This window comes from Haloleucobacter ellipsoideus (assembly GCF_052491725.1).
The window spans coordinates 169,608-185,221 of record NZ_JBQWAR010000020.1; the positions used below are offsets into that span (position 1 = coordinate 169,608).

At 63.4% G+C, this 15,614-nt stretch carries 10 protein-coding genes; 8 read left to right on the forward strand and 2 right to left on the reverse strand.

The window, feature by feature from the left end; all coding sequences use genetic code 11:
* Nucleotides 1-67: 67 nt before the first annotated feature.
* Complete coding sequence (locus tag ACT6QG_RS12675) at nucleotides 68-1,078, reverse strand: TRAP transporter substrate-binding protein (protein WP_444977934.1); 1,011 nt, start codon at nucleotides 1,076-1,078, stop codon at nucleotides 68-70.
* Between the two features lie 251 nt (nucleotides 1,079-1,329).
* Here ACT6QG_RS12675 and ACT6QG_RS12680 point away from each other — a divergent pair, with 251 nt between their 5' ends.
* The 3 genes from ACT6QG_RS12680 (at nucleotide 1,330) to ACT6QG_RS12690 (ending at nucleotide 5,338) form a co-directional block, all read left to right on the forward strand.
* Nucleotides 1,330-3,228, forward strand: coding sequence for a two-component system sensor histidine kinase NtrB (locus tag ACT6QG_RS12680; protein ID WP_444978280.1), 1,899 nt, complete (start codon nucleotides 1,330-1,332; stop codon nucleotides 3,226-3,228).
* Nucleotides 3,225-3,833, forward strand: a complete 609-nt coding sequence (locus ACT6QG_RS12685) for a response regulator transcription factor (RefSeq protein WP_444977935.1) — start codon at nucleotides 3,225-3,227, stop codon at nucleotides 3,831-3,833. Before ACT6QG_RS12680 ends, ACT6QG_RS12685 begins: the two co-directional genes overlap by 4 nt.
* 338 nt (nucleotides 3,834-4,171) lie before the next feature.
* Complete coding sequence (locus ACT6QG_RS12690; protein WP_444977936.1) at nucleotides 4,172-5,338, forward strand: GGDEF domain-containing protein; 1,167 nt, start codon at nucleotides 4,172-4,174, stop codon at nucleotides 5,336-5,338.
* Between the two features lie 99 nt (nucleotides 5,339-5,437).
* On the opposite strand, the gene lldP is transcribed toward ACT6QG_RS12690, so the two are convergent.
* A complete protein-coding gene (gene lldP / locus ACT6QG_RS12695) occupies nucleotides 5,438-7,111 on the reverse strand; it encodes an L-lactate permease (RefSeq protein WP_444977937.1) in 1,674 nt (557 codons plus the stop codon).
* 953 nt (nucleotides 7,112-8,064) lie between these two features.
* Here lldP and ACT6QG_RS12700 point away from each other — a divergent pair.
* The 5 genes from ACT6QG_RS12700 (at nucleotide 8,065) to ACT6QG_RS12720 (ending at nucleotide 15,473) form a co-directional block, all read left to right on the forward strand.
* Nucleotides 8,065-9,180, forward strand: coding sequence for an efflux RND transporter periplasmic adaptor subunit (locus ACT6QG_RS12700; protein WP_444977938.1), 1,116 nt, complete (start codon nucleotides 8,065-8,067; stop codon nucleotides 9,178-9,180).
* A gap of 71 nt (nucleotides 9,181-9,251) precedes the next feature.
* Entirely contained in the window at nucleotides 9,252-12,299 is a 3,048-nt protein-coding gene (locus ACT6QG_RS12705) for an efflux RND transporter permease subunit (RefSeq protein ID WP_444978281.1), read from the forward strand.
* 148 nt (nucleotides 12,300-12,447) lie between these two features.
* On the forward strand, nucleotides 12,448-13,467 hold the full coding sequence (locus tag ACT6QG_RS12710) for a patatin-like phospholipase family protein (protein ID WP_444977939.1): 1,020 nt from the start codon (nucleotides 12,448-12,450) through the stop codon (nucleotides 13,465-13,467).
* A gap of 3 nt (nucleotides 13,468-13,470) precedes the next feature.
* Complete coding sequence (locus ACT6QG_RS12715; protein ID WP_444977940.1) at nucleotides 13,471-14,934, forward strand: GntP family permease; 1,464 nt, start codon at nucleotides 13,471-13,473, stop codon at nucleotides 14,932-14,934.
* 2 nt (nucleotides 14,935-14,936) lie between these two features.
* On the forward strand, nucleotides 14,937-15,473 hold the full coding sequence (locus ACT6QG_RS12720; RefSeq protein WP_444977941.1) for a YqhA family protein: 537 nt from the start codon (nucleotides 14,937-14,939) through the stop codon (nucleotides 15,471-15,473).
* Nucleotides 15,474-15,614: the final 141 nt, after the last annotated feature.

Below are 15,614 nucleotides of genomic sequence, written 5' to 3' on the forward strand. Positions count from 1 at the left end.
AAACCCCGTTCAAAAAAGGGGTGCGTGAACGCACCCCTGCAAGAGCATTCCCGAAACGCGTCCGGGATCACTGGATACCGAGCGCCTCATAGGACTGCTTGATCAGCTCCGGGCCGATACGGTTGGCCACCTGGGCATGAACGGGGCGCAGGGTCTCGATCCATTCCTTGCGCTCTTCATCGGTGAGCTCGTGGAACTTGGTCTTGCCGGAAGCCTTCATCTGCTCCATCGCCCATTCATTTTCTTCCTTGGCGATCGAGTTGGCATAGACGGTGGCCTCTTCCATGGCCTGTTCGAGCTTCTCGCGCACATCCGGCTTCAGGCCATCCCAGAAGGCCTTGTTCACGATCACCGCATAGCCCAGATAGCCATGGTTGGAGAGCGTGGCGTGCTTCTGCACTTCATGCATCTTCTGGGTGAACATGTTGGAGGGCGGGTTCTCGGTGCCGTCCACGACGCCGGTCTGCAGCGCCTGATACACTTCCGAGAAGGCCATCACCTGCGGCACCGCATTGAGCGCCTGCATCTGGGCTTCCAGAATCTTGGAAGACTGGATGCGCATCTTCAGGCCCAGAAAATCGTCCGGGGTCTGGATCGGCGTATTGGCGGACATGACCTTGAAGCCATTGTCCCAATAGCCCAGCCCCTTGATGCCCTTGTCCTCGAGCCGGGCCAGCAGGCCCTTGCCCACCTCGCCATCGGTGATCTTGCGCAGGTCGTCATAATTGGCCATCAGGAAGGGCAGGTCGAACAGCTCGAACTGCTGCACGCCGAGCGGACCGAACTTGGCCAGAGAAGGCGCCAGCATCTGCACCGCACCAAGCTGAAGCGCCTCCAGCTCTTCCTTGTCCTTGTAAAGCTGGGAGTTGGGATAGACCTCAACCACCACGGCGCCATCCGTATACTTCTCCGCCAGCTCCTTGAACTTGAGCGCACCCTTGCCCTTTGGCGTATCAGGGGCGACCACATGGCTGAACTTGATGGTCACCGGCTTGTCATTCGCAAGGGCGGGAAAAGCGGTGGTCAGCGTAAGGGCTGCGGCGCCTGCAAGGCGAACCAGCGTGCGACGGGTAAGCATATCAGTTCCTCCGGTTCCCCCGCCTTGGGCGCGGCGGGTTTTCGCGTTCTTGTCACACCCTTGGCGATGCCGCTATTGTGGTTTCCCGCAAGAAGGGCACTCAAACGCTTGGGAGGACTACGCCTCTGGTGATTCCGGATACGACCAAAGTTCGATCTGCGACAGATGAGGCGGAACAGGATACCTTCAGATCCATTCGCTGGGCCGCGGAGGGAACACTTCCGCGACAACGTATTGATCTTTTGTCGCTGGTGCCCCTTGTCGCCATACTGTCCCTTGTCGGGCTGGTATGGGCGCTGGTGTGGGCCGTAAACCGCAGTGACAGCGAACAGGCCCAGATCAAGCTGGCCACAGATGCGCTGTGGGTGGAACAGACCCTGCGCTTCCAGCTCAATATTGACGAGGACATGCTGGTCAGCCTCGCCATGGATACGGCGGGCGGCATCGATGCCGCGACCCTGGCCGCGCGGGCGCGCACGCATATTGTCGGCAATCCCGAGGTGCAGGCCATTGTCTGGCATGGTCCGGATGGCGCCCGCATCCGCGCCCTGCCCGGCACCGGTGCGCCCTCCGATGATGCGCTGGTGGAACAGCTCCTGCGCATCGATGCCCAGCCCTCACGCCCGGTCTATGGTTCGGTCAACCCGGATGGCACTGTTTCCATCGGCATGAAGCTGCCGGATGGCGAGGGAGTGATGACCGCCACCCTTTCCCTGCAACAGGTGTTGCACCGGCATCTGCCATGGTGGATCGCCGAGCAGTATGGGGTGCGGGTCATCGATGCCGATGACAGTGTTCTGGCCAAGCGCCAGCGCATGACGCCGGACCCGCTGAACCCCTCGCACACCATCAGCTTCGATCCTCCGCTCCATGGCATCTGGTTGCAGATCAACGCCTACAAACGCCCCGCCGCCTTCCATGCCACGGTGCTGTTCGCCTCCATTGCCGGGCTGGCCACCTTCGCCATTCTGGCCCTGCTCATCCTGTTCCGCGCCCTCAAGCGCAGCCGCAAGGTGGAATTGCAGTTGCAGGATGAGACCGCCTTTCGCCGCGCCATGGAGGAAAGCCTGACAGTGGGGCTGCGCGCGAAGGACCTGAACGGGCGCGTGCTGTTCGTCAATCCGGCCTTCTGCAAGCTGATCGGCTGGCCGGCCGGGGATCTGGTGGGGCACACCCCGCCCATGCCCTACTGGCACCCGGACAATCTGCCCGAAACCGAGGAGCGCCACCGCAAGCTTGCGGCCGGCGGGGCGGTGAGCCAGAGCTTTGAAACCCGTTTCCGCCATCGCGATGGGCACGATATCGACATTCAGGTCTATGAGGCCCCGCTGATTGACGCGCGCGGGGTGCATCGCGGCTGGATGGGCTCGGTCATCGACATCACCGAAGCCAAGCGCGCCGCCCGCATGGCCCGGGCGCAGGATGAAGCGCTGGCCCGCACCGGCCGGCTGGTCACGCTGGGGGAAATGGCCTCCACACTGGCCCATGAGCTGAACCAGCCGCTTTCCTCCATCACCTCCTACGCCACCGGCATGATGAACCTGATGGAGCAGGACAGGGCTGATCCGCAGGTGATGAAGGAGGCCACCGGCAAGCTGGCCCATCAGGCGGCCCGCGCCGGGCTGATCATCCATCACATCCAGGCGCTGGTGCGCAAGCGCGAGCCGAAATTCACCCCCACCCTGCTGGACGATGTTGTCCATGAAACAATCGGCTTTCTGGCGGCGGATGCGCGCGAGCACCGGGTGCATCTCAAATGCACCGGCACCATCCCCACCCCTGTCGAGGCGGATCGCGTCCTGCTGGAGCAGCTCCTCATCAATCTCATCCGCAATGGCATGGAGGCGATGGGCGCACAGCGTCATGGCAATGACGTCTGTGTGCGCCTGAAGGAACAGGGCGAGGACGCCATCATCGAGATTCAGGATCAGGGCGGCGGCATTTCGCCGGATCTGGACGGACGGCTGTTCAATGCCTTCGCCACCACCAAGCCGCAGGGCATGGGCATGGGGCTGAAGATCTGCCGGTCCATCGTGGAGCTGCATCGCGGCCAGCTCAGCCATTTTCCGGCGCCGGGGGGCGGCACGGTCTTTCGCATCACCCTTCCGCGCACCGGCATCCTGCCCACAGCTTCCGGGGAACAGACATGACCGGCATGATCGATATCGTCGATGATGAGGAAACCATCCGCGACGCCCTCTCCTTCCTGCTGGCATCACGCGGGCTGAAGGCCCGGTGCTGGGAAAGCGGGGACGCCTTTCTGGGGGCCCAGCCTCTGGATGACATGTCCTGTGTCATTCTGGATGTGCGGATGGATGGCCTCTCCGGCCCCGAGGTCCATGAACGCCTGCGGGCCATGGGTTCCGTGGTCCCGGTCATCTTCCTCACCGGCCATGCCGATGTGCCTGTTGCGGTGCAGGCCCTGAAGGCCGGGGCCTTTGATTTCATCGAGAAACCGTTCAATGACAACCAGATCGTCGATCTGGCCCTGAACGCCATGGCCGCCTGCCAGGCCGCGCAGGCGGATGCGCAGATCCAGCGCGATCTTGCCAGCCGGCGCGCCACCCTGTCCGCGCGCGAGGAGGAGGTGATGATTCTGATGCTGAGCGGGGAAAAGAACAAACATATTGCCGATACGCTCGGCATCGCCCTGCGCACGGTGGAGGTCCATCGCGGGCGGGTGCTCGAAAAGATGGGCGTGCGCAACGCACTGGAACTGGCAGCACTCATCGGCCCCACCACACGCCGCGCCTGATCTGTAAAGCCGCCAGCCCCGCAAGGGCGATGCAGCCCCTGCCCGGAGCCCGGTGGAGGATTTCGGAACATCCGAAAATCGCCAGCAAGGGGCAGAAGATGCCTTCTCCGGCCTGTACTGCGATGCACCTCGCCTCTCCCGCATCCATGCGCTGCGGCAAGACCGGCTTGAGGGTAGTGCGGGGGGATCATCCCGCCGGCTCGGGCCAGGCATCGCCCTCAGCGCGCCACAGGGCTGCGCGCATCTGTATCTGCCCTGTTGCCCCTGCCGCTCCTCATTCGACTTGTAATCCTGTCCTCGTCGGTCAAGAACATGGGCAAGGCTCACGGGGCTCATGCATGGAAGCACGGACTATATTTGCCGCCATCTCCATGGCCATTCTGGCCAATGGTATCGTGCTTGCCATCATTTACCGGGATCTGCCTCAGCGCCTGCGCCCGGCGGCGATCAGCTGGCAAATGGGAACGGTCTTCATCGCGCTGGGCTGCGCTGTCCTTTCCTTCACGCTCGATATTTACCGCCCCCTTCAGCTGACCCTGGTGAATGGCCTTCTGGTTTACGGCACCACCTGCTATCTGCGCGCCCTTCAGCATTTCTATGCCCTGCCCCCGAAAAGCTGGCAAAACCTGCCAACCCTTCTCACCGTTGTTTTCATCTTCCTTTTCTCGGCCGTCTATCCCCATTTCGGCATTCGCCTGACGGCCGCCTCCGCCGCCACGGTGGTGGTCTTGTGGATGTGCGTGGACATCTTGCACAAGGCCGGCGCAAAGGACCATTCCAGCAGCCGCCGGATACTGATCTTCCTGTTTTCCCTGGTGATCGCCTTCGGCTTCATCCGCTACATCTATTATGCCAGCACCCGTTTCGGGGGCGAGTTCATCATCGAGGGCAATGCAAGCTGGATGAACATGGTCTCACCCATTGTGACGACCCTGCTGCCCATCACCGGCACCACCGCCTTCGTGCTGATGTGCGCCGATTATCTGCGCCAGAAGTTCGAGCAGGCGGCCTCGACGGATTATCTCACCAGGCTGCCCAACCGCCGCGCCCTGATGGAACGCGGGCAGGACATGGTCCAGCGCGCCAGCTCCGCCCACAAGGGGCTGGCACTGGCGATTCTCGATGTCGACAAGTTCAAGACCATCAACGACACCTATGGCCATGATATTGGCGACAGGGCTCTGGTGCAGGTTGCCCAATGCCTGAAAGAGACACTGCGGCCCTGCGATTTTGCCGCCCGCTCGGGAGGCGAGGAATTCGTGCTGCTTCTGGAGGGGATGAAGCAGGATACCGCCCTTGAACGGGTGCGCACCATTCTGGCCCATATCCAGAACAGGCCCTTCACGGTGGATGAGCAGACCGTGCCGCTCACCGCATCCGCCGGCATCGCCCTTCATCACGCCACGGATGAGAGCCTGAACAACATGTTGCGGCGCGCCGACAAGGCCCTTTATGCGGCCAAGGCGGCCGGCCGGAACCGGGCGGAAATCCGCTCCGGCGGGTGAGTTTCAGCCCGGCAGACCCGCACCGGGATGTAAGGCGGGTGCTGAAACGAAACAGGCCCGCACATGGCGGGCCTGCCTTTCATGATGGTGCTTCCCGGCTCAGGGAATCATCCATGTCAGCCAATAGGCCTGAAGCGTAGTGATGATGCCCACCAGAGCGGTGAAGAACAGCGAGTGCTTCACCGTGAAGCGGAACAGATCCGATTCCCGGCCCGCAAGCCCCACCGCCGCACAGGCAATGGCGATGGACTGGGGCGAGATCATCTTGCCGGTCACGCCGCCCGTGGTATTGGCCGCCACCAGCAGCACATCCGAAACGCCGATCTGGTGCGCCGTCTGGGCCTGAAGGGCGCCGAACAGGGCATTGGACGAGGTATCGGAACCGGTGAGGAACACACCCAGCCAGCCCAGGAAGGGCGAGAAGAAGGTGAAGGCCTTGCCGGTATGCGCCAGAGCCAGCGCCAGCGTGGCGGAGAGGCCCGAATAGTTGGCGATGAAGGCGAAGGCCAGCACCATGCCGATGGCATAGATCGGGATCTTCAGCTCGTTCAGCGTCTCGCCAAAGGTCTTCACCGCTTCCGCCGGGCGCATGCGCAGATAGAGCACGGTCAGAATACAGGCGATGAAGATGGACGTGCCGACGGCAGAGAACCAGTCAAACCGGTACACCGCCGCATACATGGTCGGCTCGGCGACAATCGGCGGCATCTTTTCCACCAGCTGGTGCAGGAACGGCACCGGAATGGAAACCACCCAGCCGGCCAGCGGGCCATTGGCGGCGAACAGGGCCTTGAACGGCGCAATGCTCCAGATCGTCACCATCACCGTCAGGATGATGAAGGGCGACCAGGCGCGGATGATCTGCCCCAGGGTGTGGTTTCCGGCATGGGCGGCTTCACCCGCACCGGAGGCTGCCCTGGCCTTTTCTTCCGCGCTCAGCTCGAAGCGGAAGATATGGGCCGGCTTCCACACCTTCAGGAAGAGGGTGAGGCAGACCAGGGAGGCGATGGAGGAGGTGATGTCCGGCAGCTCCGGTCCAATGAAATTGGAGGTGAAATACTGCGTGATGGCGAATGCGCCACCGCCCACCAGCACCGCCGGCCATGTTTCACGCACGCCCCGCCAGCCATCCATGATGGCCATGATCCAGAACAGCACGATAATGGTCAGGAACGGAAGCTGGCGCCCCGCCATCTGGCCGATCGCGAAGGGATCGAGGCCGGTGACCTGTCCGGCCACGATGATCGGGATACCCATGGCGCCAAATGCCACCGGAGCGGTATTGGCGATCAGGCACAGGCCGGCGGCATAGAGCGGCTTGAAGCCAAGCCCCACCAGCAGCGCCGCCGTGATGGCCACAGGCGCGCCAAAGCCCGCCGCACCTTCCAGAAACGCACCGAAGGCAAAGCCGACAAGCAGCATCTGGAGACGCTGATCTTCCGTCACCGAGAGAATGGATGAGCGGATGATGTCGAACTGGCCGGTCTTGACCGCGATCTTGTAGAGGAACACGGCCGCCACGATGATCCAGGCGATGGGCCACAGACCATAGAAAAAGCCATACACACCCGCCGCGAGCGCGCGATCAACCGGCATGCCATAAAAGAATATGGCAACCAGCAGCGACAGCAGCACCGTCAATGTACCGGCCACATAGCCCTTCAGGCGCAGAACCGTCAGAGCCAGAAAGAAGAAGACGATGGGGATGAGGGCAACCAGGCTGGAGAGCCAGATATTGCCTGCTGGATCATATATTTGTGCCCAGGGTGTCATATGTTCGACGCTCCGCTCGGTCGGGCTGGTTCGTGATCGACAGAAGGGACGAACCTCAAGCCCCACCTCTCCTGCTGGAGACGCGGAACATCTGGTCTGACCACTTTAGAGTGGCTGACCTGGCATACCGACATCGAACCCCGTGAAGCGCCTGATTATTGGGGTGTCGCCATCAGGAAACACCCATTCAGAACAAGGTTGCCTGATGATCAGGCTTTTAGAAGCGCTTTCATCCGAGCTGACTGCCGGCTCATCCCCCCATTGAATGAACTGGTCTCTGGAACGGCTCAAACTTGGTCCGACCAAAATACCAGATGCGGGGCATCAACGCCTAAAGTTGAGGGGAGTCAATATATGCTTAAGTGGAATATTGCTCTTCGCCCCACCCGGCTTTCACCCGTTCGCGCCTGCCGCACCATGGGGCAGGATTGGGACATTAGTCCCATCATTACAAGGAATTGGAAAAACTCCGCACGGCAGATGTCACAGCCGGCAAAAAGGCCGGGGCAGCTTCACGCCGCGCATCATCCCGGCCTTGAAGCCCGCCGCCCTATTGCAGGAGAGCCACAGGCCCGCACGCACAGCGGAGCGGCGCGCCCCGGCCCGCATCCCGGCCGAAGGATACGCGTCCAAAGCCAGCTCACCAGTGGTCACGGCCTTACCCCTCCGTACATACCTTCATCTGCCGATGAAAAGCGTGGCGAAGACTCGCACTTTTCTCTTCCTCCGGGGGTGAAGTTCAGTACAGTGCAAAGGAAGTCTCGTTCTTCGCCTTGTGACGAATATATCTAATTCTGGATATATGCTGAGCTGAGGCAGCAAGACAGTGCCGGCCGGTTCCAATGCGGCGCACTGAAGGTTTGTGTGTACAGGGCAGGCGCGAGGATGCGTTGCCCCTCCGGGTGAAGGTGGAAGGAAACCGCAGCGCGACCGCGCAAATGAAGGATGGGCAGATGGCGGAATCTGTTACAGGGCGTCACAGATGGGCGGGCACTCCTCTTCTTTTGTTTGCATCCCTGCTTCTGGCCGCCCTCACCCTTGCCGCCTGTGGCGAAAAGGAAGAGGCGCGGACGCCTGAGCCCCGCCCGGTCCGCACCACGGTGGCCACCCTCCGCCCGGCGGCGGAGATCGTGCAGCTGACCGGGCAGGTCGAGGCGCGAAATGAGGCTTCCTACGGCTTTCGCATTGGCGGGCGCATCATCGAACGCCTTGTGAATGTGGGAGACCAGGTAGAGCCCGGGCAGGTTCTGGCGCGCCTTGACCCGCAGGATGAGCAAAATGCCCTGCGCTCGGCACAGGCTGCCCTTTCCGCCGCACAGGCCAGCCTGAGCCAGACCCGCAACCAGTATGAACGCCAGCGTGAGCTGCTGAACCGCGGCTTTACCCCGCGTGCGCAATATGAACAGGCCGAGCGCGCCTTTCTGGCGGCCCGCTCGCAGGTGGAAGATGCACAGGCGCGGCTGAAGATGGCGCGCGACCGGCTGGACTTCACCGAATTGCGGGCAGATTCCGCCAGCATCGTCACCACCCGCCATGCAGAGGCCGGCGAAGTGGTGCAGCCCGGCCAGCCGATCATCACGGTTGCCCGGCAGGATGGGCGCGATGGGGTGTTCGAGGTGCCTGCCGCCCTGCTGGCCAGCCTTCCGGCAGACCCGCAGATCACCATCGCCCTCGCCTCGGACCCGTCCGTCACCGCCACTGGCCGTGTGCGGGAGATTTCTCCGCAGGCCGATCCTGTCACCCGGACCTTCCCGGTGCGGGTGAGCCTCATCAATCCGCCTGAAGCCATGCGCCTTGGCTCCACCGTTGTCGGCCATGCGGCGGTGGAGAATGACAAGGCGATCGAAGTGCCCGCCTCCGCCCTCACCCGGCTGAATGGCCAGCCCGCCATATGGGTGGTGGACCCGGCGAACAACACCGTGAACCTGCGCAATGTGGAGGTGCTGCGCTTCACCCCCACCTCGGTCGCGCTGGCGGATGGGGTGAAGCCGCAGGAGATTGTGGTGACAGCTGGCGTACAGGCGCTGCATCCGGGCCAGAAGGTCCGCCTGCTGGGAGCATCGCGGTGAGCGGCGCGGCGAAAGGCGGCTTCAACCTTTCCGCATGGGCGCTGCGGCATCGCTCCATCGTCATCTATCTCATGGCCATTTCGGTCATTGCCGGGGTGATGGCCTTCCGGAATCTGGGCCGGGCGGAAGATCCCAGCTTTGTCATCAAGACCATGGTGGTGCAGGCCAACTGGCCGGGCGCGACGCTGGAGGACACCTTCCAGCAGGTGAGCGAGCGCCTTGAGCGCACCCTGCAGGAAACGCCGCAGCTCGACTATCTGGAAAGCTTTACCCGCCCCGGCACCACCACCATTTTCGTGCAGCTGAAAGGCTCGGCCCCCGCCGCCGATGTGCCGGACATCTGGTACCATGTGCGCAAGAGCGTGAGCGACATGCGCCACACCCTGCCGCAGGGCATTGTCGGCCCCTTCTTCAATGATGAGTTCGGCGACACCTTCGGCATCATCTATGGCTTTACGGCCGATGGCTTCACCCATCGCGAACTGCGCGATTATGTGGAGGATGTCCGATCCGAACTGCTGCATGTGCCCGATGTCTCGAAAATCGAGATTCTGGGGGCGCAGGAAGAGCGGATCTTCATCGAGTTCTCGATGCAGGAACTGGCAAGCCTCGGCATAGACCGCGCCGCGGTGCTCAATGCCCTGGCCACGCAGAATGTCGTGCGCCCTTCCGGCGAGATCCGCACGGGGGCGGAAAACCTGGCCGTGCGCGTGTCGGGCGCCTTTGATTCCGAAGCCGACATCGCCAATGTGAACTTCGTGGTGGATGGCCGCCTCATCCGCCTTGCCGATATCGCCACCATCCGCCGCGCGCTGGCGGACCCGCCCCAGCCCATGTTCCGGGTAAATGGTGAACCGGCCATCGGCCTGGCCATCGCCATGCAGGAGGGCGGCGACATTCTGGCCATGGGCAAGGAGATAGACCGGGCGATGAACCGCATCATCGCCAATCTGCCCATCGGCATCGAGGCCCAGCTTGTGGCCGATCAGGCGGTGACGGTGGAAAACGCCATTGCCGATTTCATGGAAAGCCTGTGGCAGGCGGTCGCCATCATTCTCGTGGTGTCCTTCATTGCGCTGGGGGTGCGGGCCGGGGCCATCGTCGCGCTGGCCATTCCGCTGACGCTGGCGGTGGTGTTCGCCATGATGCAGATCTCCGGCATCGACATGCAGCGCATCTCTCTGGGCGCCCTCATCATCGCGCTGGCGCTGATGGTGGATGATGCGATGACCACCACGGATGCCACCCTCACCCGCCTTGCCGCCGGAGACCCGAAGGACAAGGCCGCCTCCTTCGCCTTCAAGGCCTATGCCACGGCCATGCTGGCCGGCACGCTGGTGACGGTGGCCGGCTTCGTGCCGGTGGGGTTCGCGGCCAGCTCCGCGGGCGAATATACCTTCACCCTGTTCGCCGTGGTGGCGATTGCGCTCATCGCCTCCTGGCTCGTGGCGGTGCTGTTCGCCCCGCTGCTTCAGGTGCTGATCCTGCGCGCGCCCCCGCAGGGCAGTGTGCCAGACCCGAATGCCCCGCCCAAAGGAGTGATGGGGCTGTATCGCGCCTTCCTCATTGCCTGCCTGAAACTGCGCTGGCTCACACTGGCTGTGACGCTTGCCCTGTTCGTGGCCTCGGTTCTGGCGCTGCCGCTCATTCCCCGCCAGTTCTTCCCCTCGTCCGACAGGCCGGAACTGCTGGTGGATCTGGCCAGCCCGCAAAATGCCTCCATCCATGCCAGCCAGAAGGTGGCCGAAGCCTTCGACGCCCTGTTGCAGGATGACCCGGATGTGGAGCGCTGGAGCACCTATGTGGGGCGCGGGGCCATCCGCTTCTATCTGCCGCTCGATGTCCAGCTTCCCAATGATTTCTTCACCCAGACGGTGATTGTCGCCACCGATGTCGCCGCGCGCGACCGGTTGCAGAAGCGGCTGGAAAAGGCGCTGGCGGAGGAGTTTCCCCAGCTTGTTTCCCGCATCTCGCCGCTTGAGCTGGGCCCGCCCGTGGGCTGGCCCATACAATATCGTGTGTCCGGGCCGGATATCGAGAAGGTCCGCGCCATCGCGCTGGATCTGGGAGCGGTGGTTGCCTCCAATCCCAAGGCGGAGAAGGTGAATTTCGACTGGGTCGAGCCCGCCCGGCAGATCCGCATCGATGTGGACCAGGACGAGGCCCGCCTGCTGGGCCTTTCCACCGCCCAGCTTGCAACCGTGCTGAACACGGTGCTCTCCGGCACGCCGGTCACGCAGGTGCGGGATCATATCTATCTGGTGAATGTGGTGGCGCGGGCAACGAATGAGGAGCGCGTCTCCCTCGCCACCCTGCCCAATCTTCAGGTCTCCCTGCCCAATGGCCGCACCGTGCCGCTGAGCCAGATCGCGACCTTCGCCTTTGAGCAGGACTACCCCGCCATCTGGCGGCGCAACCGGGTGCCCACCCTCACCGTGCAGGCGGATGTGGGGCCCGGCGTGCTGCCGGAAACAGTGGTGGAGGAACTGGAGCCGAAAATCGAGGCCCTGAGCAAGAGCCTTCCTGCCGGCTATTCGATCGAAGTGGGTGGAACGGCGGAGGAAAGCGCGACCTCGCTCGCCTCGGTCATGGCTGTCGTGCCCATCATGCTGCTGCTGATGCTCACCGTGCTGATGTTCGAGCTGAAAAGCTTCCAGCGCCTCATCATCGTGCTCTCCGTGGCGCCTCTGGGGCTGATCGGCGTGGTGGCGGCGCTGCTGCTCTCCGGGCGGCCGCTGGGCTTTGTCGCCATTCTCGGCGTGCTGGCGCTGATCGGCATGATCACCAAGAACGCCGTCATCCTCATCGGCCAGATCGAGGCGGACAGGCGGGCGGGCAAGAACGTGTGGGATGCGGTGGTCCAGGCCTCATCCAGCCGCTTCCGCCCCATCATGCTCACCGCCGTTTCCACCGTTCTGGGCATGATCCCGATAGCGCCCACCGTCTTCTGGGGACCGATGGCCTTTGCCATCATGGGCGGCTTGCTGGTGGGCACGGTCCTCACCCTCATCTTCCTGCCGGCGCTGTATGTCACCTGGTTCGGGCCACAGACCGGGCCGGAGCATGACAATGCCACGGCGGACATGCCGGAGACATCCGCAGACGCGGCCGTCGTCTGAACGGCGGGGAACGGGAGAGCGGGTGGCCAGCGCACATGTGGCCTCCCGCAGGGAACCACAGGGTGCAGGCCCCGCGGAAAGCGCGGCGCGCACCATCGCGAATGACGGTTTTGCCCTTTGCGGGCCGCCACAACTGGAGACAGGACCGATGACGCGCTCTCCTCTTCTCGTCGATCTCGCCTTGCAGGGCGGTGGTGCCCATGGCGCCTTCACATGGGGTGTGCTGGACCGGCTGCTGGAAGAGGAGTGGCTGGAGCTGGCCGGCATCTCCGGCACCTCGGCCGGGGCGATGAATGCCGCGGTTCTGGCCGATGGTTTCGCGGCCAATGGACGCCAGGGCGCGCGCGATGCGCTGGATCGCTACTGGAAGGCCGTGGCCAATGCCGGGCGCATGAGCCCCTTCCAGCGCAGCCCGCTGGACCGGCTTCTGGGCCGCTGGACCATCGACACCTCACCCATGTTCATCAGCATGGACATGATGAGCCGCCTGTTCTCGCCCTATGACCTGAACCCGGTGAACTTCAACCCGCTGCGCAGCATTCTGGAGCAGAATATCGATTTCGAGCGGCTGAAGACCTCCCCGGTCAGGATCTTCATCACCGCCACCAATGTGCGCACCGGGCGCGGGCGGGTGTTCCGCAATGCCGATATCAGCGCCGATGTGCTGCTGGCCTCCGCCTGCCTGCCCACCATGTTCCAGGCCATCGAGATTGATGGCGACCCCTATTGGGATGGCGGCTATTCCGGCAACCCCACCATGACCCCGCTGGTACGCGAGCTGGATTCGGATGACACCATCCTCATTCCCATCAATCCGGTGGAACGTCCCGGCATTCCGCGCACGGCGGCGGAGATCATGAACCGCCTCAATGAGGTTTCGTTCAATTCCGTGCTGCTGAAGGAACTGCGCATGATCGCCCTGCTGCGGCGGGTGGTGGACCCGGGCAATTCGGAAGGCGCGCAATGGGCCAAGATGCGCATGCATATGGTGCCCAACCGGCTGATGGCCAATCTGGGCTACTCCTCCAAGCTCAATGTCGAGTGGGAGTTCCTGAGCATGCTCAGGGATGAGGGGCGCAAGGCGGCGCAGGACTTTCTGGATCAGGATGGCCACAAGCTCGGCGTCGAATCCTCCATCGATCTCGACATGATGCTGGAAGGGATCTGAGCCATGGGGTTCATCGGCATTCTGGTCGGCCTGGCCGTTCTCATCTATCTCGCCTTCCGGGGCTCCAGCATCCTCATCCTTGCCCCTGTCGCCGCGCTGCTGGCGGCGGCCTTTGCCGGCATGCCGCTGCTGGCGAGCTGGACCCAGACCTTCATGCCCAATGCGGCGGATTTCGTCGCCCAGTTCTTCCCGCTGTTCCTGCTCGGGGCCATTTTCGGCAAGCTGATGGAGGATTCAGGCTCCGTCACCTCGATCGCCGATCACATGACCCGGACCCTCGGGGCAAAGCGCGCCATTCTGGCCGTGGTGCTGGCGGGGGCGATCGTGACCTATGGCGGCGTCAGCCTGTTCGTCGCCTTCTTCGTGCTCGCGCCCATGGGCATCGCGCTGTTCCGCGCCGCCGGCGTGCCGCGCCGCCTGATGCCGGCGGCCATTGCGCTGGGCACGTCCACCTTCACCATGTCGGCCATGCCCGGCACCCCCTCCATCCAGAACGCCATTCCCATGCCCTTCTTCGGCACCACCCCCTTTGCCGCGCCCGGCCTTGGCATCATCGCCTCGGCGGTGATGCTGGTCTTCGGCCTGTGGTGGCTGACATCGCGGGAGAAGAAGGCCCGCGCCCGCGGCGAGGGCTTCGGCGCCTTCACCGCCCCGGATACGGAATCGGTTGAGGTGGCGGTGGATGATCCCATCGTGCGGGAACGGGCCACCACCGCCGGCACCTTCGATCCGGCCGAAATCGAGCGCAGCGAGGAAGCCCCTACCGGCCCGCCCATCATTCTGGCTGCCCTGCCCATCGTCGTGGTCATCATCGTCAATCTGCTGATGTCCTTCCTCATCCTGCCCCGCATGGACACCGGCTTTCTGGCCCTTCCGGAATGGGGCGGGGTGAACCTCTCGGCCGTGGGCGGGGTGTGGTCGGTGATCGTGGCGCTGCTGGCGGCCATCATCACCGTCATCATCGTGAATTTCCGCAGCGTGCCCAAGCTGCGCGCCACCATGACAGCCGGGGCGAACGCCTCTGTTCTGCCCATTCTCTCGGTGGCCAGCCTTGTCGGCTTCGGGGCGGTGGTGGCCTCGCTTCCGGCCTTCGAGGACGTGCGCAACTGGGTGCTGGGCATAGAGGGCGGGCCGCTGGTGTCACTGGCGGTGGCCACCAATATCCTGGCCGCCCTCACCGGCTCGGCCTCCGGCGGCCTGACCATCGCGCTGGATGCGCTGGGCCCCACCTATATGCAGATCGCCCGTGACATCGGCATGGACCCGGCGCTGATGCACCGCGTGGCCGTCATCGGTTCCGGCACGCTCGACAGCCTGCCGCACAATGGCGCGGTGGTCACGCTGCTCTCGGTCTGCGGCGTCACCCACAAGGAGGGCTATCTGGATATCGTGATGGCCGGCATTGTGGGTGCCCTTCTGGCATTGTGCGTGGTGATCGTGCTGGGCTCCACGCTGGGGAGCTTCTGAGGATGACACCGCAGGCCGGGAGCAGGCTGAAGGGGCTGCGGCGGATCATCGCCCGCAGCCTCATACTCGGGCGCTGGGCCATGGTGCCCCTGTTCGTCGGCCTGCTGGTGGCGATGGTGCTGCTGGTCATCGCCTTCTTCATGCAGTTGTGGGATTTCGCCCTCAACCTGACAGCCATGAGCGAAACCGCTGTCATCATGAAGCTGCTCACGCTGATCGACATGGCCCTTGTGGGCGGGCTCATCGTGATCGTCGTTTCCTCGGGCTATGAGAATTTCGTGGCCCGGCTGGATCGCCAGCCCGATGATGACTGGCCGGCCTGGATGACGGGCATCAGCTTCGCCGGCCTGAAATTCAAGCTGTTCGCCACGCTCATGGCCATCACCGCCATTGCCCTGCTCAAGGCCCTGATGCGGCTGGAAACGGATGTGAGCGAGGCGCAGGTGCGCTGGCTCGTTGTCGCCAATGTTGTGTTCATAGCGGCTTATGTAGCACTCGCACTTGCCGAGCGTTTCACGCATACTCACGATGATTCCTGAGAGGTGTTCCTCTCCGGCATGTCCGGGGCGCGCTCCGGGTGTGAGAGGGTATGCTGCAAGGGGCGCACAGGCTGCGCCCCTCTTATATTTCCAACTCCTGGCACAGCCTGACAGGCCAGGACCACACGATGCGCTTTCACC